Here is a 19,965-nt window from a genome sequence, read left to right on the forward strand (position 1 = left end):
GGCTCGGTGAGGTCGAGGGCCTCAACGTCAGCCTTGCCGGCGCCGAGAACAAGCTCAAGCAACTTGATGCCCAAGCATCCCCAGCCCAGCGTGCCGTTCACCTCGGAATGCCTGGTTGAGTCTCCCGTGGGGGGAGACACCAAGCTGGGGGCATGGACAGCGACACGCTCTTTTCCATCGGAGAACTATCCCGCCGGACCGGTCTGACGGTAAAGACCATCCGGTACTACTCCGACCAGGGCATCGTCCCGCCGACCGACCGCAGCCCGGCGGGCTACCGGCTTTACGGCCTCGACGCACTCGCACGCCTGGAGCTGACCCGCACGCTGCGCGATCTCGGGCTCGACCTGGCGACCGTGCGCAAGGTGCTGGACAGGGAGGCATCCATACCGGAAGTCGCCGAAGCACACGCCGACGCCCTGGACGTACAGATCCAGACCCTGCGCCTGCGCCGGGCAGTACTACGAGCAGTCGCCGGACACGGCCCCACCCCCATGGAGATGGATCTCATGCATCGACTCGCCACGCTGTCGCAGTCCGAACAGCGCCGCCTCGTAACCGACTTCATCGACGACGTTTTCAGAGGCTTTGACGCCAACCCGGAGTTCGTGACCCTGATGCGATCCGCACTGCCCGAGCTCCCCGACGATCCCACGCCTGAACAGGTCAGGGCCTGGGTGGACCTCGCCGAACTCTGCAAGAGCCCAGACTTCCGTACCGCGGTACGGCGCATGGCTGAGGAACAGGCGAAAGCGCCTTCCCCACAGGACGTCATGGGCCTGCACGACGGTCTCAATCAAGCGATGCGTGAACGCATCGACGAAGCCGTATCCGCTGGCATCCTCCCAGCCTCCGCCAAAGCCGCACCCCTTGCCGAATCACTGGGCGGCCTCTACGGCCACGCATTCGAGCGCGCTGGCGACGGCGATCTGCGCCGCTGGCTCGTCGCCCGCCTGCAGATGACCGTTGACCCACACGCCAAGCGCTATTGGCAGCTCCTGGCGACGACCAATGGATGGCCCGCATCGCCAGCACTCGCTCCCGTTTACACGTGGTTCACCACTGTTCTCGGCGGTGCTTCCGCCACGGCAGCGACCTCTTGAGCTCCGTAGGGCATCACGTGAAGTACGACGTCTTACAGATTCTCGGTGTGGCGCTCCTCGTCCTGGGGGCAGGGAGCGATCCGCCAGCTTGTCGACCACAACAACGCCGGCCTACTCCGCTGGCTGGCAGGCGGATTCGCGGCCAGCATCACCGTCTACCTCGTCGCCGTCGCCATCGGCGCGGTTGTCGCGGGCCGGGCGCACGGCAAAGCGAAGGAAGTCGGGGGCGGGAGCTGACGGGGGCGGCGGGAAAGCGCACTCGGTCATCATTCGTTCATCAGTGGAGCAGCCTCCCGCGCGGCGCGGGGACCAAGCCTTGCTTCAGAGAAGAGCTGTCGGCTGAACTGGAAGTGGCATTTCCGCAGCCGGTGATCCCGAGAAGCCGTCCTCCCAGCTGCTCGATCAACAGGGGGCGGTCATCGAGCCGGCCGTCAAATCGGGTGCGGACTGCCGGCGCGGCGGTGTGTGATCAGGGGTATGGCGATTGTGTTGGGCAAGCCGGAAGTCGACGGGTTGAGCAAGCTTGTGGGCGTGCTGCGGGGGTGGCAGGACGACGGGGCGCCGATGCAACTGCATCCGGGAGACCTGGGCTGGTTCTGGCGGTTCGGTGCAGAGGCGACGGCCGCGGCGGTCCGGGCCTGGAGCCGGGACGGACAGATCCTCGCCATCGGGCTGCTGGACGGTCCCGAGCTGTTGCGGCTGACGATCGCACCGGACGCCCAGCGGGACGAGGAGCTGGCGCATCAGTTGGTTGAGGACCTGACCGAGCCGGAGCGCGGCGTACTGATGAAGGGGAAGGTGTACGTCGAGGCGCCCATGGGCGCACTGGTCCAAGATCTGCTGTTCGAGGACGGCTGGAACACCGACGAGCCGTGGACGCCGCTGCGTCGCGACCTCACAGAGCCGGTGAAGGACCCAGGCGTGCGAATCAAGGTGATCGGCCCGGAGCAGGCGCATGTGCGGACCGGCGTACAGCGGGCATCGTTCGACAGGTCGACGTTCACGGACGAGCGCTGGCACGCGATGGCCGCCGGAACGCCGTACGCCGATGCGCGGTGTCTGGTCGCGTACGACGACCAGGGCAACGCGGTGGCGGCGGTGACGGTGTGGTCGGCCGGTCCGGGCAAGCCCGGGCTGCTCGAGCCGATGGGCGTGCACCGGAACCATCGCGGTCACGGCTACGGCAAGGCGATCACCGTCGCCGCGGCGGCCTCACTCCAGGAGCTGGAGTCGTCGAGCGCGATCGTCTGCACCCCGAGTTCGAATGCCGGCGCCGTCGCCACCTACAAGGCAGCCGGCTTCCAGCCACTCCCTGAGATCCGGGACCGACGCCGGGACGCCTAGTACTCCAGTGCGGTTTCGTGATCTACCCGCTGGCTGAGTGGGCGAGCCGTCGTCGGCGGTGGCTGCGTCGGGTCGGGCATGGTGGCGCGCGGGGCTGCGGCGCATCCGAAGATGACGGTGGCCGGCGGTTCCGATGTGCGCCCAGGACGAGTGGCAGTGAATGCCGCATTCCGATTGTTCGGCGCGCCGGGGAAATGTAGCGTCGCGATCATGTCACTGATCGCAAACGCCACTGACCAGGCGCCGGCGAACCCGGCCGCCACCGATGACATGCTGGCCACTCAGCCGGTCGGCTACTGGAGCGGCCTGGCCCATGCGACCGTCACCCGGCATCTGCGTGATGCGATGGCCAAGATCGACGTCACGCAGCCGCAGTACTGGGTGCTCAACCGCGTGAACGGCGGTCCCGCGGCGCCGAGCCGCGAGGAGGTCGTAACTTCTCTAACGCACCTTGCCGACGGGCCGCATGAGATCTCCAGGGTCGTGGACCAGTTGCTCCACCGTGAGTGGCTCAGCATCGATGACGGGCAGCGCCTGCACCTCACGGATGCCGGGGAGGCCGCCAGAGCGCGGCTCCGTGAGCTGGCGACCGAGGTACGCGCCGTAGTCCACCAGGGCATCAGCGATGAGGAGTACGTGGCCGCGCTCAAGGTACTGCGCAAGATGGTGGCCAATGTCGAGGGCGACGAGGCTCCAGGCAGTCCGTCCTGATGACGCGATCTTGTGACGGCCCCGGCTGGGAATGAGCGCGGCCACGGCATGATCATCGGTGGTGTGTGGACAAACGACGATCGTGCGGTGGCCGCCGGCCATAGCGTGAACCCCGCCCGCTGGCGGGCGATGTTCGACCAGGCCATGGACCGGATCGCGGGACGGTTCAGCCGAGTTGAGCCAAGGACCACTGCCCGCGCCTACCTGCTCGGGCTGCTGTCGCAAGTGGAGCGGAAGAACTGCTGGCAGCTGGCCGAACAGGCCGGCCTGGCCCGGCCGGGGCCGATGCAGCGAATGCTGCGCTACGCCCGCTGGGAGGCCGACGCCGTCCGCGACGACATTTGTGCCTACGCCGTTGAGCACCTCGGCACCGACGGCGGTGTCCTGATCGTGGACGAGACCAGCTTCGTGAAGAAGGGTCGTGCCTCCGCGGGCGTGCAGCGGCAGTACACCGGCACTGCCGGGCGCGTCGAGAGCTCCCAGGTGGGAGTGTTTCTCGCCTACGCCACCAGCCGGGGACGGGCGCTGGTAGACCGCCGGCTCTACCTGCCGGAGCAGTCCTGGTGCGCCGATCCCGAGCGCCGCGAGGCTGCCGGAGTACCCGACGAGGTGCGGTTCGCGACCAAGCCGCGTCTGGCCTGGGAGATGATCGCCGCCGCGCTGGGCGCCAGGGTGGAGGCACGGTGGGTGACCGGCGACGAAGCGTACGGGCAGGACCCGCAGCTTCGTGCCGCGCTGGAGGCGCGCCGGACCGGCTACGTGATGGCCGTCGCCTGCTCAACGCGGGTGTGGACCAACCAGGGCCGCACCCCCGTCCGCGCGGACACCGTCGCCGGCCGCCTGCCCGCCACTGCCTGGCACCGGCAGAGCGCCGGAATCGGCGCGAAGGGCCCGCGCTACTACGACTGGGCCTGGATCCACATGGGCAGCGACAGCCAACGTCATCTGCTGATCCGCCGCAACCGCACCACCGGTGAACTCGCCTTCTACCTGTGCTGGTCACCCACAGCGGTGCCCCTGGCGGAGCTGGTCCGCGTCGCCGGTGTCCGGTGGAGTGTCGAAGAGTGCTTCCAGGCCGCCAAGGGCCAGGTCGGACTCGATCACTACCAAGTCCGCAATTGGACCTCGTGGCATCGGCACATCACGCTCGCCCTGCTCGCTCTGGCTTTCCTGGCCGCCGTAGCCGCCAGCGCGGCACCGGACCGGCCCACCCATCTGTACCACCCAGCTCGCAGCAGCGAACCGGATTCCCTTGACCGTCCCCGAGATCCGCCACCTGCTTACCGCTGTCTTCGGCCCGCCGCCCCTGACAGCTGCCAGGCTTCTGCACTGGTCTGACTGGCGCAGACACCACCAGGCAACAGCCCGCCGCAGCCACTACCGACGACGATCGACTGACGAACCCCACTGGATAGATCACGAAACCGCACTGGAGTACTAGTTCAGAGAAGTGACCAGACCGAACGACACCGCACTGGACCAGATCGGACGACCGGGCATCACCTCCAGGAGCCCCTTGGGGTCGTGACCTCCTGCTATGCAGACCCCTGCTGTGATCGCACACCCTCCCTGGCCGTCCGGCTGCTCCCCGCAGGAGCGGGAAAACGCCGCCACCTGCCGACCTCCGGAGCGATGTGCAGCCGCTCCGCCTCGCGCACCACAGCTGGTGCGGCAAGCTCTCCCACTGCAATCACGGGTGGGTCCTTTGAAGAGCCTCACGGTGATCGGCTCCCTGCCCTCGCTGGTGACCGAACCCTCGTACCCCCATGCCCCGGCATGGGGGTAGGGCGAACGACTGGCCAGGCAGCGGCACTGAGACAGCGGCGACCGCGAGGACTGGACTGCCCCGTATGCACTGACGTACACAGCCGACGAACTGGCCGCCGAACACACCCGCGGCATCGTACGCGCGGGCGTCAAACACCTCACCGTCCGCGGGATCACCCGGCTCCACTGCACCCTCCTCGTCGCCGCCTTCCCGGATCTGACCCGCTTCTCGCGGTCGGGGAACCTGGGCACGCTCACCTCGGCGGCAGCCCTGAACCAGCTGCCGCGGCTGCAGGGGCTCACCATCTGTGAGCCGTTCGGGATGGACGCATCAGACTGTCTGCTGCCGCGCCGGGGGTCGTGCTCGTCGAGGCCGCGGGTCTGGAGCTCGCGCTTGGACAGCGGCCAGTGGTCGGCCTGGGTGGCCTCGGCCTGCCTGCAGAGCACGCACACGCGGTCCCCTCCAGGACGCCGGCGCGGAACCGCTGCTCGTGCTCACGTCCGTACCCCTTCGACGAGGCCGAACGGCGAGGGCCGGCGCTTGTCGTGGGGTGGGGCACTTGGAGGTGGTGGGGTGGCCATCGCGGCGCAGCAGGGGGTCGTGTAGCGGCGCGCAGCTCGGACGGTATGGCGTCACGTCCTGAGCGACGGGCGTTCACTCCGTCGGCTGCGCCCACAGAGACGATGCGTGTCGGCGGGCCGATCGTGGACTCATGGCGGGTGACGCAGCCCCATCGAAGGGGCAAAAGGTCAGGGAGTGGCTCGCGTTCGTTGTGTCGGCTGTGGCCGTGATCATTGCCGTGCTGAGCTACTACCAGGCGCAGAAAGCCGACGAGACTGCCCAAAAAGCGGCGGAGCGGGAGCACGCGAGTCTTATCGACTTCCTGTCCTGGAGGACGGCTGGCGTCGAGTCGCTCAGCATCGGCAACCACACACGCAAGCCGATCACCGACGTAACAGTGAGCTTCGCGGATGGCGCGTACATCAACGTGGACACGGTGCCCCCCTGTGTCATGTGGTACGTCCAGCCGCTCAGCACGACCACGCAGAACAACGAGGTCATCACACTTCAACGGCCGGCGCGGCTCGATTTCACCGACTCGAGTGACCCTCCCCAGGAGTGGACGGTGACCGAGAGGTTGGAGAAGCGGTCATCGCAACCGGACCTCAAGGTCGATGTCACCGCGCACTTCAGCAGACAGTCGTACCAACAGGCCACTGCATGCGGATGATGTCCTCGTGACTATGCGCGGTGTGAACGCGGAGGGCGCCCAATGCTCACTCCGGCCGGTGCTCGGACGGGCTCTCGCACCGAGCGACCCCTCGACCTGCGCACGCTCTGCCGCTCGTGCACCAGCAGCCGCAGCAGTGGCTCCCCCCCAGAGATCGACGAGGAAGCACGAAAGAGCCGGAAAATTCCACTTCCAAGGTCGACAGCCAGCCGTTTCGTCTGAACATGTCGTCGTACCGCAGAGACCTGGTCAGCCGCGCCACACGCAATGTCGTGCCCGTCCAGCCGCAGCCACCGGCGTCGACCGCCGCCCGCTGGGTGCACTGTAAGCGGCCTCACCATGCAACTGGGACGGAGCTGGGCCTCGTGAGAGCCCTGCCGCACCCAGCGGCAGGGCTCTCCTCACTCCCCGGTGTGCTTGTGGCGACCCTGGTAGCGCCAGGTGGGATGCCAGTCCGACATCCAGTGCTTGAGCTGCATCTCCCGCAAGGTGCGCGCGTCTGCGTCCTCCCGCAGCAGATGCAACAGAAGTTCCGTCTCTACCGGTCCGGGCTCGCCGGCTTCCGGGTCCAGTGCCTCTGCCCAGAGAGAGGGAAGACGGGCAGCGTCGTCAGGGCGCGCCGGCCCCGGCTTCCCATGACGAAGGAACGTGAGCCTAGGCTCAGCGCCCGCGGGGGGAGAGGAGTATGCGTGTTTCCCACGCCGCGCTGATCACCGCGCATGCGGCTGAGCGGTAGAGCGCCCCGAAGCCGTGGAGGAGCCACCGAACCGAGGCTGTGCACCACACGTGGGTGCCGATGCTGCGGGCGCTGATGTCCCGTACGGAGTCGAGTGCGACTGACCGGAGGCCCGAGCCACTGGTCCGCGAAGGTGTCGGATCGCAGCGACGGTTCACCGTCTTCCTCGCGGAGGACCTCACCCGCTCCATCGCCTGCATGTGGTCGCCAACCTCATCGTGTGAGGCGCTCGCAGCCTTGTTCTTCAACCCTAGCGGGCTGGACATGCTCGTCCATGTCGGCAATGCCTCAGAGCCGGGGATCACAAGAGCTGCTCAGGACCGCTGCGCTTAGGTTCGGCGAGGCGCTGAAGGGCGGACTCGATGTCCTCGCCGCTGGCTTCAACCTCTTCCATGTACAGCCGGGCCCAGGAATACAGTCGCCTTGAAGGCCCATGACGATGACGCCGCGCATCTCGAAGTACGTGCTGTCCTCGCGAGTCCCGTGCCAGTGGCACTCCGACCACTCGGTGGCGTCCGCGGTGGCTGCGGACAACAGCTCCGCCCTGAGATCGGGGACTTGGCGGAAGAAGGTCGACCCGTTCTTCCTGACTTGTTCCTTCCCTGGAAGGCACGACCCGGATGTGCGGGCTGCTCACTGCGGTAGTCCGGGTGGAAGCAATCGACGAATGCGTCCAGGTCATGGTCATTGATCGCCTGACGCAGCCGTTGCGCAACCATCATCCGCTCCCTTGCCGTCTTCGGCGGCCTGGCATCGGCGTGCCGCCTAACGAACGGGGCAATCCAGACTATATCGTCTGGTCTCGGCAGTATCACTCAAGAGCGACTCAGCTGAGTCTGAAGAAAGTGGAGATGTCGTGCGCAACCTTCGTAAGGCCGCTGTTGTAACCGCCGTTGTCGGGAGTGTCAGCATGCTCGGAGCGGGCGTGGCGTCCGCCGACAACGGGTACGGAGGCGGCAACGGCGCCGGCCCGGCCCTGTGCCACCAGGAGATCCACCAGGGGACGGTACAGAACGGCCTCATCAACATCGCCGATCTGGGGCTGGGGATCCTCGGCAACGGCTCGGCGCCCGCACGCGCAAACCAGCAGATCTGTGCCAACGGCCCCGTCTTCGCCGAGAACGAGGCCGAATCCGGCGAGAACGACAACTTCCTCCTGCTCGACGTCCTGTAAGAGTCGTTGGGCGATCGCCAAGGGCGACAGTTCGGCCTCGCCCTGCTGGGCGCCGCCCGTCTGGCTTGCCGCCCCAGTCTGACCGTGTGGTCCGGCGGGGGCGGCCTGCTGTGAGGCTGCCCGTGAAGCAGGAGCGGAATCGACGTTCACATCGCATGGTGAACGTTTCCCCATAGATGCGAGGGTCGATGGCGGTCTTGGGCAACTCGTCTGCTGGTTGGAGACATTCGTAGGGGGCGGAGCCTGACCCGCGCGATGGCTAGTGGTCGGCCTGGTAAATCCTTCGGGGGTTGACTGTGGAACCTGCGGTGCGGGGTTCAGAGGCTGGGGTCGGTGAAGTAGAGGCCGCAGGCGCAGTCCAGGGCGTCTTCGGGGGCGCCGGCGAAGCCGCTGGTGGGCAGGGTGGCGTCTTGGTACTCATCGGTGCTCGCGGGGTAGAGGGCGACGCCCCAGGTACTGGCGGATCCGCCGTGGCGCAGACGCATCTGTTCGCCCTCATTCAATCGAGGCGTTTGACAGCGAACCCAGTCGTTCAGGCTTCCTTGTCAGCGAACCTGGTCGATCTACGGCGCGATGCCTTTTATCCTGGTCGGAGTTCCCTCCGGGGTGAACGAGTGGTGGAAGGTGAAGGCGTGCGGCGCGGAGCCGTGGTCGTGGAGGTGTTCCAGCCTGGAAACCCCGTCGTGCCAGGTGGGTATCACGCCGTCGGAGACCCACCAGAACACGTAACTCGGGTGTCCTGTCCTCTCGAACCAGTCGTGACGCCTGTTCAGCGCCTCGCGGTGCAGACCGGTGTAGATGGCGTCAAAGGCGGAGCGCAGGTCGGTCCAGAGTGAGAGGGTCGCGTCCAAGGCGGTGGTTTCCACCGTACGGCCCTTGCCGTACCAGGTCGGTACGGCGAACTCTCCCCAGGCGCCCCAGTCCAAGTCGAAGTGTGTGCCCCGGTCGCCGTCTGCCGCTTCAGCACGAGCGAGGTACCCGGGGTGCTGGCTGATCTTGCGGTAGATGGCCTCGCCGCTGTCGTGGAGTTCGCGCGTGAGAGGTGTGGGATCGGCGAGAGGTGACTTCAGGACGCCGAATGTGTACAGCGCAAGATGGGGCATGTGTCTCTCCCTGGTTGGGGGGCCTGGTGTGGACCCGGTTCGGTGGCCTACGCATGGGGGCGAGGATTCGTGGGGCGTGACCAACTCATCCCGTCGCGGGTGGCTCAGCCTGAAGGAACTCCTGTGCGACCGTGGGCGATCGCTGAAGACCAGGTGAAGGTAGCTGCCTCTGCGGGCCATGTCGAAGTTGCGTTTTCCCTGTCCAAGTGGCCTCTTGTACGGGTCATTGCGAGGACTGGGGGCGGGGCAGGCTGCGCGGTACCAGCGATCCAATTCGGCCGATCGGTTCGCCCGCCATGCCCGTCCGCACTCCCTGTCCGATAGCCCCCAGTGCCGCCGAACGCGTGCGGACCACTGCCTTCAAACCCGACAGCAGTTCGCCGAAGAGCACGCCTTCGCAGCACCACTTCAGACGTCTGCATGACCCAGGAGCCGGCTACCGCTGGCGGATGCGCCGCCCCGGGCTCGGTCGCGCGGGGTCCGGCCCGCCTTGCCGCCGAGGATCCGGCACACGACCGGTTCGTCCATGGCGGCGAGCGCGGCGAAGGTCGAGAGGCGCGAGGGAGCCCTACGCCCGGTACGGGTCGACCGGGCCGGGCCGGGCCCTGTCGCATCTACGGGTGGGCGGCCGTCCGGTGGTGGACAGCATCCATGCCGGCGACTGCGGCACGGTCGGCACTCACACCAAGCCCCTCAGCCGCGACGAAGCCCGCCACGCCCTCACGGCCGGCGGGATACGGGCATGCGACATCTGCCGACCCGAGACCGACCTTGGCATCCTCGACTGATGTGAACGTCCACCCGGCCTGGGCCCCCTCTCTGGCCGTCGAGGGCGCCGCAGGCGTCGAGGACGACGGGGGCGGCCATGCAGCGGCGCCGGGCGGCCGGGTCGGCGTGCCGGGGCTCCCAGCCTGTCAGGTGGAGCAGGACGTGTGGACCGTCGAGGGCGTGGTCGAGCTCCGTGGCGGTCTGGAGCTGGGGGTCCGCACGTACGGCGGAGATGGCCTTGTATGAGGCGGAGTGCGCGGCCATGTCCCATGTCCGAGCCCCGCTGGCGCGCCGAGTACGTCAACGGCCGTTCGCGGCGCCCAGCTCCGCGGCTCCAAGACGAACGATGCCGACAGGTCGCCAGGTGGACGCACGCATGTTCTTCAGGAGCCCGCAGTCAGGCGCGATCATGGTTGCACTCCTGGTAGTGCTCAACGAGGGACCGTTTCAGAGCGACCTGAAACACCCGCTGATCGTTTCGGGGCTTTGTGCCGTTCAGAGTCTGTCCGCCGCCCGGACCCGGTGGAGGTGGATGAGGATGTCGTAAGCGCGGCTCAGGGCGAGGGTGGGCAGGGGGTCGGGGGTGAAGGTCGAGCCGGCGTCGTAGACCGGCCGGGCGCGGTCGAGCCAGGTGCGGGCCGCGACGGGTGCGGTCCGCAGGTCGAGGTAGAAGTCCCGGTACCTGACCCGGTCCAGGGTGTGCTCGTTCATGCCGGGGCGCGCTGCCGGGACGGTGACCGGCTTCCAGTCCCCGCCGAGGGAAGAGTTCTTGGTGAGGAAGGAACCGCCGGCGAAGCTGAAGCCGATCGCGGCGTAGTCGCGGCCCAGGCGGTCGCGCAGCACGGCGCCCTGAGTGCGTGGGTACATGTCCGGATGGGTGGACAGGTATCCGATGTGGCCGTTGTGGGCCGACAGCAGCATCTTGTGGCCGGTGTGGCGCTGCCACCACAGCACGTTGTCGGCCATGGCCTGGTCGCGCAGGCGCTCGGCGGCGGTGATCGAGGCCGGGTCGGCGAGGTCGATGGTGGCGAAGGCGAAGGTCTGCGCGATGTTCCGGGCGTGCTGCACCGTCCACGCGTAGTCGTCGCCGTCGTCGGCTGCGTGTTGCTCGGCGACCAGGTCGAGTGCCTCCTTGGCACGTGCGGCGTTCTCCTCGCGTTCCCCGACCGGCTTACGCAGGTAGTCGAAGATGTCGTCGAAGGGGCGCAGCCCGCCGTACAGCTCGGTGAGCCGTGGCAGCGCCTCCGGCCGCGTCTCGCGGACGGACGACAGCACACGCTCGAAGATGTGGTCGCCGAGCTTCGGCCCCCCGAGATCGTCCCCCATGAAATGGACCCGGCGGTCGGGGTGGCGACGGTTGTGCTCGCGCATCCAGCCGATCAGGCTGACGAACTCCTCGCGCTCCCAGGGGGATCCGGCCAGCGTCTCCTCGGCGATCCTCCGCGGGTCGCCGGGACCTCCTTGGAGGTACTCGTCGATCCTGAGCCCTGCCGACCAGCTCATCTCCAGGCCGAAGGTGGTGAAGCCGCGCTCCTCGACGAGGTGCCGGAAGACGCGTTCCTTCATGGCGAAGAACTCGTGCGACCCGTGCGTGGCCTCGCCAAGCCCCACCACCTTCGCGTCCCCGACCATGCCGCTCAGCGCCCGGAGGTCTGCTGTCCGGCCGCCGGGGTCCGTGGAGCGAAGCGGGTGCGCTTCCCGTTCCAGGGACTGTACGACGGCTGCTTCCCGGCTTGTCGAGGCGGAAGCCACCGGGGCGGGCAGCGTCGTGGCGGCGAGCATTCCCGCCAGTGCGAGCAACCCTCGCCGGCCGGTCGTCTTCCTGTACCCGTACATGCTGATCACTCCTTGTGCGCGGCGGCTTCCTCAGCCGATGAAGTGATCTTCGTATGCTCTGGTGCGGACCGCCCTGGGGCGCCCCACCCACTTCGTCCAGGGGCACTCCTGAAGCCGGGCCGGGGGCTACCCCCCCCCGGCCCCAGGAATGTGGAGACCCGGCCACGCCTGATTCCACGGGCCACGCAACTTTGGACCTCGTCGGGCGTCTGTCGGAGTTCCGCTCCCAGGCGCCGTCCCCTGACGGAGGGGTTGTTGTTCGCCGCCACGGGCGGTGTACCTCCGGCTCCAAACAAATGTGTGCGGCCAACAGGTTGTGGTCCAGTCGGCGGGGCGGGCGGCGCCGAGCGGCCGGCGAAATGCCCGCGGAGGCGGCGGGTCAATTCCGGCAGGTCGTTCCACCGGGAAGCTCACATGGAGCACAGGGACCACAGAAGCTGCACTCGTCCGAACAGATCCGCGCGGACCCGTCAGGCGTCAGGGCCGCTGTCTCGCAACGCCCACACAGGTCTCGCATCCCCAGAGTCATGGTCGGCCAGCCTCCCCCCGTACGACGTCTGCGAACACCCCGTGGTCCGCACCCACACCGGGAGCCTCCACCATCGTGGCGGCGAAGGATCAACAATCGGGCCAGTGCCCGACCACGCGGAAAGGGCGCTCGGCCGGGACTCGTACCGGCCGGGCACCCTGACACACTTCGCACCGTCTCACCTGACCAGGAACTTCACCGAACCGAAGTGATCGGGGCCGCTCTGGCCCGATTCGTAGAAGGCCACGATCGCACCCTCGTGGCAGCCCGTACCCCGGTACAGAACGGCGAGGCGGTCGGTGTGGTTGGCCGGCCCGTGTGCTTCGGCCTGCGTGTTGTAGCAGCGACCGTCCTCGGGATCGGTGACCTGGAATCCCCCCCACCATCCGTCCACGTAGTAGGCGAAACTTCCTCGTCCTGCCTGAGCGGGCGTCGCGATCGCGGTGCACAGGGCCGCCGCGGCGGCGGCGACAGCCAGCGCCTTTCGGAGGTTCTTCATGCAAGTGCTCCCTCAGATGACGTCTTTGCGGGCGGCCAGTGTGTCTCGCCCGGATACGCCTGTGGGACGACCGTCACCCGAATGGCCGTCGAGGAAACGATCCCGCCTCACTCGCCGGAGCCATCCCGCCCGTAAAAGCCGCCCCGGCGACCGCCTTAAGGGCTGGAGTCCTGTGACAGGCGATCTTGGCCGATTGCCAAGTGGCCGTGTCCGATGGCGCGTCTTGTCCCCGTCCGGCTGACGCCGCATCCCACGGGGCGGGGGTCTTCACGTCCGGTGACTCCGCGGCCGATGGAGGCGCATCGCCCCGACGGCCACGGAGGCCGGTGGGGAAGCCAACGCGCTACTGCCGCCTACTCCTGGTGCACTTCGGCGAGACCAGGCAGGTGGCGCACAGTCGGAACCGGCGCTGATGGTGGCGGTCTGCACGAGTCCGCCGTCGGCGCTGCCTCTCCGATGCCGGCCGGCACCAAGACGGCTCGGCTCCCCCTCGTGTACGGGGAGCCGGGCCCCGGTGGCGGCGTCGGTCAGTCGGCCGTGGGCGTGGCGCTCGGGTCGTCCGCCGAGAGGTCCTGCGGATACCAGCGCAGCTCGACCGTGGCCGTCGGAGGGCCGCACGTAGACGGAACAGACGTTTCCAGGAGCGGCCGGGGTGGCGGTGGCGAGCGGCACGCCGACGGCGGCGACGGGTGGCTACGTTGATCTCTAGGAACAGCGTTTCTTGATGGGTTCCGGAGTCAGTTGGTGATCATCCGTGCGGGAATGCCGAGCAGAAATGACGGCGTTGCCGTGGGGCGGCGAGAAAAAGGGGAAGGCGGAAGCCAACTGGCCGTTGGCAGGATGTCCCCGCTCAACATCCGATGGGAAAGGACTCGACAACCGTGGCTCGTGCCATCACTTTGATCCGCTCCGCCTCCCTGTCCGACGCCGCCGAGTACGCCTACGCGGCCACGGCGCCCGCCGAGTCACGCCTGATCTTCCTCGCTGGGGCGTGTCCGCTGAACGATGACGGCTCCACAGCAGCGATCGGGGACTACGCGGGCCAGGCAGCGAAAGCCATGGATAACATGCAGGCCGCTCTCTCTGCCGCAGGTGCGTCACTGCAGGACGTCATCAGTACCCGGGTTCTCGTCGCATCGGCCCGGCGGGAGGACCTGGTGGCTGCCTGGCAGGTTGTCCGGGACTCGTTCGCTGACCATGACGTCCCCAGCACCTTGATGGGCGTCACCGTGCTCGGCTACAAGGACCAACTCGTCGAGATCGAGGCCGTCGCCGCCGTGCTCGATTGAGACATCTTCCAAGGACACCGCAAACGCGGGATGGCCAGCCGTCCGCCAGGACGGCTGGCCATCGAGGATCGTAGGCTGCGGTCAGCCGGCCTTTGCAGGATCCTCGGGCTCGGGTGCTGGCGTGCCGGTGCCGGAGTCGCCGATCAGGCAGAGCCGCTGGCTCTTCTTGATCCATTCACAGCTGGCGAGTGTGTGGATGGTCGCCGCGTCGATGTTGGGGTTGGCGTCGAAGTCGAAGGCCCGCAAGGATTTCTCTCGCGGGAAGCCGGCCGCCTTGATCCGTCGTTCCGAGCGGCGGCGGGACCGGTCGTCGCACTCGGTCATCAGTAGTTCGGCAAGGAAGCCGCGGTAGGTCGTCTGGTCCTTCATCGCCCGGTCGGCGATGTCGGAGAACTCGTTGCGGATCGAGGGAAGTCGCAGCATTCGGCAGGCGGCGTCGGCGGCCTGCTCGGTCAAGCCTCGCTGGCGGGGCAGGGTCACTGTGCTTCTCCCTCACGGTGGTCACCGCCGCTGATTCGGCGGCGTCGGAGCAATTGGTCATAGGGGGTCACCGACGGCAGCGGCCAAGTTGTATTGACCCGCAGGGTTGTTTACGCGGCTGGACTTCCTGCCCTACCGCGAGGGCAAGCCGCTGCCCGGCGGGTTCAAGCTCGGCATCAACCCCGGCCTGGTCAAGCACGAAGGCACCCAGAGCGTCCTGTGGGGCGAAGAGGTCCGCGAGCGGTTCAACGCCCCGGAGCTCAACCTCGCCCGATACATCAAGGACGGCACCGTCACCGACGCCGACAACGGATAGTAGGAGAAGTCGACGATGAGCCTGTTCGGGGACGGTCTCGAAGCCGCGGTGCAAAAGACGTTCACCCGCCCGGCACCCCAGAGCGCCGGCGCGCAGATGCGCTACCTGGTCAACCAGCTCAAGGGCACAAAGACGGTCGTCCAGATGATGCGGATCTCCCAGCGCACCGTCGAACGGTACGGGAAGGACCAGATCAAGAAGCCCCGCCCGGACCTCGCGGCCCGGATAGAGCGCGAGTGAAGACGCGGTGGCAGCCGCAGATCCGCGCGAAGGCCCGGCAGCAGGCCGCCACCACCGGCGGCATCGTCATCGACACCCGCGCCCGCATGGGCTGCACCGCGCCGATCGGCTCGACCGGCCAGGACCGCATCCGTCACCTCACCGTCGCCCTGCCCCGCAGTGCGCCGCCCGCCTCTTCGACGCCCAAGAGGCCGGCGCCACCGATCAGCAGCTCCAGGAAATCGCCACCGAAGGACTCAAGGAGGCGTACTTTCAAGACGGCGGCCGCCGCGCCGGCTCCCTGGAGGAAGTCCGGTTCACGGACATCGAACACCTGGAATTGACCTGTAGCAGCCGTCCCCGAACAGCCTCGAGCCCGGACCGATTGGTCCGGACGCGCTCGCGTATCCGCGGGGGATGTTCATACACCCGATGCCCTGCCCAACGACGCCGCTGCGCCCCGGTCATCCCGCGGTGAAGGCCAGGCGCTCGGTCTGACGCTCCTCCGGAGCCGCTACTTGGCGGTCCAGAGGCCCAGGGTGTTGGGACCGGCTTCCTCGGCCGCCCGGCGCAGCGCACTCGGATCGGCGGCTTCGCCTCTATGAGGGTGTCGGCATCTGCGTAGGCGGGCGACGTCCCGTTCTGTGACCTGGCCTGATTCCCACTTCCATGATCACCCCGAGTGGTGGTGTGCTGACCGGTTGTCAGGGGCCCCTGTCACCATGGTCGGTTGCGCAGGGAAGTCCGCCTTTGAGGGGGAGGTATGGATGGTCTGGGTACGGCCGTACACGCGGCGGGACGGCACGGAGGTCCGAGGGCACACGCGATGGGCGCCGGGGGCGCGACGAGAAACGATGATCTTCGCGGTGATCGCGTTAGCCGTGGTCGCGTTAGGCAACGGGAACATCTCCACCACCACGAAGCCGACGACTGTCCGACCGCAGCCGACAGTGAGCTATCCGATCACCTTCGACACCGTCCCGGCACGGGCGCCTGAGCCGCAGCCCACGGTGTCCTACCCGATCCCGTGGGAACGATGACCCGCCGAAGGCCGCGACCAGGCGGCGTACCCGGCGACCGAGCAGGAGGCAGCGGCGGAGGGACACGCAGCTGCTCGCCCTCGCGACCGCGGCCGGTGTCAGCCTCGCGATGACGGTGGTGAACTGGCTCCTTGCCCACGGGTGGGTCCTCATCGTCGGTCTGGTGCTGGCCCTACTGGCGGGTGCCGGCTGGCTTTACCACCGGCAGCAGCGCGCCCAGCGGGAGGCGGTGCGGGCCCAAGGCCTGCGCTACGGACTGCCACAGCTGGACGCGCTGCATCACTCACAGTTCGAGGACGCGGTACGCGACCTGATGCGGCGCGACGGCTGCCAGGATGCCCAGCGCGTCGGCGGGCGCGGCGACCTGGGCGCGGACGTGAAGGCGACTGACCCCTACGGCCGGCGATGGGTGATCCAGTGCAAGCACCGCCGCAACGGAGCCCGGGGCTCGGCGGTCGGCACGCCCGATCTGCAAGTACTCAACGGAACGGCCCGGCAGGTGCACGGGGCGGATATCGCGGTGATCGTCACGAACGGGCGGGTGACCGGGCCTGCGGTGGCATTCGCCAAACAGCAGCGGTTGCATCTTGTGGACCGGGAGGCCCTGGCAATGTGGGCGTCGGGCTCCCGGCCATTGTGGGAGCTGCTACGGGCGGTACCACCCCCACGCCGGCCCACGCCTTCGAGCTGATCACCGGCTAGGCAGCGCGCCACGTTCTCCGCCTACAACATCGGCGACCCGGTGGTCCAGCGTGTACCTGGCTGCCTCGTCAGCTCGCCCGTGCCCCCGATCCGCCGAGGGCACCGACGTGCCCGCCCCGTGTGCCTCCCGGCCCACTGGGCTACTGCTCACGAGCCAGTCGGCGCCCAGCTAGGAGCCGGTCGTGGGCAGACCCGAGTGATCGACCCCGCCTGGCGGGCCGGCGGTCGACGTCATAGACCTGAGGGATGCTGACGCATCCGGTCGAGCCGATGCTGGCCCAGGCCCGCGAGAGGGTCCCCTGCCCGGGTTCGCTGCCTGGCGGGTTGCCTGATGCGGAACTGGCTTGCTCCTTGCGGGCATCCCGCAGGGTGCCGCGGGGGCCTCAGATGGAGAGCCTGCCGGGGAACGCGCCGTGGCCGACTCCCGGCGCCGTGACGGCCAGCCAGCCGTGGCCGCGGACCTCGGTGTCCGGTCCGACCGCGTCGGGGTCGACGGAGAGGTACGCGCAGGCCGTCCGGGCTTCCATAGTGCCCGCATGGGACGGGCTCTCGTCGGGGTCGAAGTACGGGCCGTCCGCCTCGAGGGTCTCCCAAGGCAGCGGGTCGCCCTCCCATTCGGGCTCGCCTTCGGCTGCGTACTGACGGATCACCCGGCCGTTCTCGGCGACGATCCACACGTCGGAGCCGCCGGCGTCGTCCAGGAAGAAGAACTGGGCGTGGCCGCAGTGGACGCTGAGGCGTTCGACCGTCTTGATCATGCCGTCCCAGAGGTCGCCGACGAGGAGGTCGAAGGGACCGAAGATCAGTCGCCAGCCGTTCAGTTCGGGGGTGACGAAGGCCCGCCCCACGGTGAGGTCGGCGCCGTCAGGGCCGGGTACGTCGATCTCCCGTCCCTCGGACGCTTGGACGCCGGCGGCGACCGTGACGGGCCGCCGGTCGTGCAGGCCGAGAGCCTCGAAGACCCCCTCGTACGACGCGCCGGGCACGGCCATCCACCAACCGCTGAGGGTCGACGACGGGAGCATGGGGCTCTCGTCCGAGATCTTCACCCGTATCAGCCGTTCGATGGCCGCCCGGTCGCGGTCGTCGAGCGCGTCGACGCCCCCGCCCTCCACCAGCGCGGCCATCGCGCCCCGCCGGACCCTCGGGGACACGGCCGGGTCACGGCGCAGTGAGCGCAGCCGTGGCCGGAACGAGTCGTGCAGCAGGCGGGCATAGTCGCGAGCTTTGTAGGGAACGAAGTGGCCGCTGGCGAACTTGTCCACCAAGGCCCGCAGCCCGCTCTCGGACTCCACCCTCAGCCTGAGAAGCCCCTGGAACCGTCGTCGGACGCCCCGTGGTTCGGATCGGCCGCCAGGGCCACCGCAGTGCCTTCGCCTCCAGTCCGTAGCGGCTTGCGATGCGGCAGATCAGTGACGAAGCCGTTTCTCCCTGTAGGGGAGCGGTCCGAGGATGCCGAGATGATGGATCACTCCACCACAGTGCCGTGTTGACCTGCTCGGGCGGGCACTTTCGCAGCGGATACCCAGCAGGTCTAACAGACCGGGCGAGGTAGGTTGACCGGGGACTGGGAATCCACGAGACAGTCAGCCAGGCCGTTCAGCCGCCGACCGTGCAGCCCGCGCCGTCGTCCAGCCGATTGCCTAGGACGTCCCGTACGCGGAGCGGATCGCGCTGGCGCCGGCCATGCTCGACCTGGAGAGCCGGACGGCCGGGGCCGGTGCTCCGGCTCCCTGGGCGCTGCCCTCACCACCGGTTGCGTCGCCGTCCCCCATACCCGCGCCGCCTACGCCGACGGCCAAGCCCGCCGGGATCGCTCCCGCCGACGACCGTCCGCGCTCCCCAGCGAGCCCGCTCTCACCCAGGCGCCGCCCGCCAGCAACTCGCCGCCGACAACGACGACGCGACGGCCGTCTCGTACCGCTGCGGCACACCCACCCGCCGCTCCCGTCGGCCGGGTTCAGTGCTCGCGGGAGGGGTCGAAGGAGTGCACCGGAACCCCGGGCGCGAGCTCCCCGTGCTCGAGCTGCAGGCTGAAGTCCTCGGCCAGTTGGGAGATCGCCGTCCGGCCCTCCGTCAGCAGCAGCCACTGCGGCGGCAGTCGGACGTCGCCCACCGCGGCGCCCAGCAGGTTCCCGCAGATCGAGCCGGTGGAGTCGCTGTCCCCGGAGTGGTTGACCGAGAGCAGCAGGGCGTCCGCCACCGAGGCGGTCGGGGCGAGAAAGCAGTGGACGGCGATGGCCAACGCCTCCTCGGCGACCCAGCCGGCGCCCAGGGTCTCCACCCGTTCGGCGCTCGGCGCGCAGGGCTCGTCCGCCAGGTCCACGGCGGCCCGCAGCGCGGCCGTGGTCTCCTCGTGCCCGGTATGCCGGCGCAGCAGCTCCAGCGCCCGCAGCACCGCGCCCGTCCTGGACTCGCCCCGGAGCAGGTACGCCACGATCGCCGCGAACGCGCCGGAGGAGAGGGCGGCGGTCGGGTGGCCGTGCGTGATCCGGGACGCGGCGGCCGCCAGCGCGAACGCCCTGGACGGGCTCCCCCCGGTCAGCCCGAACGGCGCGGACCGCATCACCGTGCCGCACCCCTTGGACTGCGGGTTTACCGGCCCGGGCTCCCCCGGCGGGGCGCAGGGGTCGGGTACGTGCCCGGCCGCGACCCCGGTCAGGCAGGCGTTGCCGGGCGCGCGGCGGGCGTACAGCCAGGGCAGAGTGCGCAGCCAGCCGGTACGGACCGAGTCGCCGCTGGCGCGCGCGGGCGGGGACGGGTAGTTCTGGGTGTCGAGCCAGCGCCGGTACGCCTGCTGGACGCAGCCGACCTCCGCTCCACCGATGCCCTTGGCGAAGGCCCGCGCGTGCGCCCTCATCAGGCCCTCGGCCGTGAACAGCGTCATCTGCGTGTCGTCGGTGACACGGCCGGTCACGCCTTCCTCGTCCGGCACCATGCCGGTGACGCCGAGGTCGCCGTAGGTGCGCCGGATCGCGGCCAGGGAGAGAAACTCGATCGGGTTGCCGAGCGCGTCGCCGATCGCACCGCCCAGCAGGCAGCCGCGGATTCGGGAACGGCGTACCGCGATGTCCTGCCAGCCGGCTCCCTGCGTGTCCGCGTCCCGGCCGTTCATAT

Annotated in this window: 19 protein-coding genes and 3 pseudogenes; 12 read left to right on the plus strand and 10 right to left on the minus strand. The window is 68.6% G+C overall.

The features are described 5' to 3' along the window. Window positions 1-152: 152 nt before the first annotated feature. The 5 genes from IE136_RS26615 to IE136_RS26635 all read left to right on the plus strand — a co-directional run bounded on the left by IE136_RS26615 (window position 153) and on the right by IE136_RS26635 (window position 6,157). Window positions 153-1,103 carry a MerR family transcriptional regulator gene (locus IE136_RS26615; protein ID WP_189601617.1) on the plus strand — a complete coding sequence of 317 codons (951 nt, stop codon included), beginning with the start codon at window positions 153-155 and terminating at the stop codon, window positions 1,101-1,103. A 477-nt stretch (window positions 1,104-1,580) separates the two neighbouring features. Next, window positions 1,581-2,447 carry a GNAT family N-acetyltransferase gene (locus IE136_RS26620; protein WP_189601618.1) on the plus strand — a complete coding sequence of 289 codons (867 nt, stop codon included), beginning with the start codon at window positions 1,581-1,583 and terminating at the stop codon, window positions 2,445-2,447. Window positions 2,448-2,657: 210 nt separating this feature from the next. Beyond that, the gene (locus IE136_RS26625) at window positions 2,658-3,158 is read left to right on the plus strand and encodes a MarR family winged helix-turn-helix transcriptional regulator (protein WP_158983706.1); all 501 of its coding nucleotides are present in this window, start codon (window positions 2,658-2,660) and stop codon (window positions 3,156-3,158) included. A gap of 129 nt (window positions 3,159-3,287) precedes the next feature. Then, window positions 3,288-4,496: an IS701 family transposase gene (locus tag IE136_RS26630; protein WP_373309147.1), complete on the plus strand. Its 1,209-nt coding sequence runs from the start codon at window positions 3,288-3,290 to the stop codon at window positions 4,494-4,496. Window positions 4,497-5,638: 1,142 nt separating this feature from the next. Beyond that, window positions 5,639-6,157, plus strand: coding sequence for a hypothetical protein (locus tag IE136_RS26635; RefSeq protein WP_158983704.1), 519 nt, complete (start codon window positions 5,639-5,641; stop codon window positions 6,155-6,157). A 401-nt stretch (window positions 6,158-6,558) separates the two neighbouring features. On the opposite strand, the gene IE136_RS36505 is transcribed toward IE136_RS26635, so the two are convergent. Further along, window positions 6,559-6,681, minus strand: coding sequence for a hypothetical protein (locus tag IE136_RS36505; protein ID WP_268247961.1), 123 nt, complete (start codon window positions 6,679-6,681; stop codon window positions 6,559-6,561). 592 nt (window positions 6,682-7,273) lie between these two features. Further along, window positions 7,274-7,615, minus strand: a complete 342-nt coding sequence (locus IE136_RS37030) for a nuclear transport factor 2 family protein (RefSeq protein ID WP_506417210.1) — start codon at window positions 7,613-7,615, stop codon at window positions 7,274-7,276. A gap of 188 nt (window positions 7,616-7,803) precedes the next feature. Between IE136_RS37030 and IE136_RS26640 the strand changes: the two genes are divergently transcribed. Beyond that, window positions 7,804-8,067 (plus strand): hypothetical protein, encoded by a 264-nt coding sequence (locus tag IE136_RS26640; RefSeq protein WP_158983700.1) that lies wholly within the window; start codon window positions 7,804-7,806, stop codon window positions 8,065-8,067. Window positions 8,068-8,384: 317 nt separating this feature from the next. On the opposite strand, the gene IE136_RS26645 is transcribed toward IE136_RS26640, so the two are convergent. Together IE136_RS26645 and IE136_RS26650 are read right to left on the minus strand one after the other, a co-directional pair. Continuing rightward, the gene (locus tag IE136_RS26645; RefSeq protein ID WP_158983698.1) at window positions 8,385-8,552 is read right to left on the minus strand and encodes a hypothetical protein; all 168 of its coding nucleotides are present in this window, start codon (window positions 8,550-8,552) and stop codon (window positions 8,385-8,387) included. Between the two features lie 78 nt (window positions 8,553-8,630). Then, window positions 8,631-9,170, minus strand: a complete 540-nt coding sequence (locus IE136_RS26650) for a DUF3291 domain-containing protein (RefSeq protein WP_158983696.1) — start codon at window positions 9,168-9,170, stop codon at window positions 8,631-8,633. 449 nt (window positions 9,171-9,619) lie between these two features. Here IE136_RS26650 and IE136_RS36510 point away from each other — a divergent pair, with 449 nt between their 5' ends. Both IE136_RS36510 and IE136_RS26660 read left to right on the plus strand, forming a co-directional pair. Further along, window positions 9,620-9,958, plus strand: coding sequence for a DUF6233 domain-containing protein (locus tag IE136_RS36510; RefSeq protein ID WP_268247964.1), 339 nt, complete (start codon window positions 9,620-9,622; stop codon window positions 9,956-9,958). A 1-nt stretch (window position 9,959) separates the two neighbouring features. Continuing rightward, complete coding sequence (locus tag IE136_RS26660) at window positions 9,960-10,184, plus strand: hypothetical protein (RefSeq protein ID WP_189601620.1); 225 nt, start codon at window positions 9,960-9,962, stop codon at window positions 10,182-10,184. A 249-nt stretch (window positions 10,185-10,433) separates the two neighbouring features. Here the strand turns inward: IE136_RS26660 and IE136_RS26665 are convergent, their stop codons facing one another. The 3 genes from IE136_RS26665 to IE136_RS26675 form a co-directional block, all read right to left on the minus strand. After that, a complete protein-coding gene (locus IE136_RS26665; protein WP_158983694.1) occupies window positions 10,434-11,774 on the minus strand; it encodes an erythromycin esterase family protein in 1,341 nt (446 codons plus the stop codon). Window positions 11,775-12,153: 379 nt separating this feature from the next. Continuing rightward, the gene (locus IE136_RS26670; protein ID WP_158983692.1) at window positions 12,154-12,303 is read right to left on the minus strand and encodes a DUF1272 domain-containing protein; all 150 of its coding nucleotides are present in this window, start codon (window positions 12,301-12,303) and stop codon (window positions 12,154-12,156) included. Between the two features lie 178 nt (window positions 12,304-12,481). Then, entirely contained in the window at window positions 12,482-12,802 is a 321-nt protein-coding gene (locus IE136_RS26675) for a hypothetical protein (RefSeq protein ID WP_158983690.1), read from the minus strand. Window positions 12,803-13,683: 881 nt separating this feature from the next. Here IE136_RS26675 and IE136_RS26680 point away from each other — a divergent pair. After that, window positions 13,684-14,091 (plus strand): RidA family protein, encoded by a 408-nt coding sequence (locus IE136_RS26680; RefSeq protein WP_189601621.1) that lies wholly within the window; start codon window positions 13,684-13,686, stop codon window positions 14,089-14,091. Window positions 14,092-14,214: 123 nt separating this feature from the next. Here the strand turns inward: IE136_RS26680 and IE136_RS26685 are convergent. Beyond that, window positions 14,215-14,571 (minus strand): annotated as a pseudogene (locus IE136_RS26685) (ATP-binding protein); the annotation flags it as partial. 118 nt (window positions 14,572-14,689) lie between these two features. On the opposite strand from IE136_RS26685, the pseudogene IE136_RS26690 reads away from it, so the two are divergent. From IE136_RS26690 to IE136_RS26700, 3 genes and pseudogenes are all read left to right on the plus strand, one after another. Continuing rightward, a pseudogene (locus IE136_RS26690) lies at window positions 14,690-14,887 on the plus strand (hypothetical protein); the annotation flags it as partial. 15 nt (window positions 14,888-14,902) lie between these two features. Beyond that, window positions 14,903-15,446: pseudogene (gene tpg, locus IE136_RS26695) on the plus strand (telomere-protecting terminal protein Tpg); the annotation flags it as partial. A gap of 809 nt (window positions 15,447-16,255) precedes the next feature. Continuing rightward, window positions 16,256-16,837, plus strand: a complete 582-nt coding sequence (locus IE136_RS26700; protein WP_229819176.1) for a restriction endonuclease — start codon at window positions 16,256-16,258, stop codon at window positions 16,835-16,837. Between the two features lie 394 nt (window positions 16,838-17,231). On the opposite strand, the gene IE136_RS26705 is transcribed toward IE136_RS26700, so the two are convergent. Then, complete coding sequence (locus tag IE136_RS26705; protein ID WP_158983684.1) at window positions 17,232-18,143, minus strand: hypothetical protein; 912 nt, start codon at window positions 18,141-18,143, stop codon at window positions 17,232-17,234. 665 nt (window positions 18,144-18,808) lie between these two features. Then, entirely contained in the window at window positions 18,809-19,963 is a 1,155-nt protein-coding gene (locus tag IE136_RS26710) for an ADP-ribosylglycohydrolase family protein (RefSeq protein ID WP_158993829.1), read from the minus strand. Between the last annotated feature and the right edge of the window lie 2 nt (window positions 19,964-19,965).

Source organism: Streptomyces lateritius (assembly GCF_014649715.1).
In the GTDB taxonomy this organism is placed as follows: Bacteria; Actinomycetota; Actinomycetes; order Streptomycetales; family Streptomycetaceae; genus Streptomyces; species Streptomyces lateritius.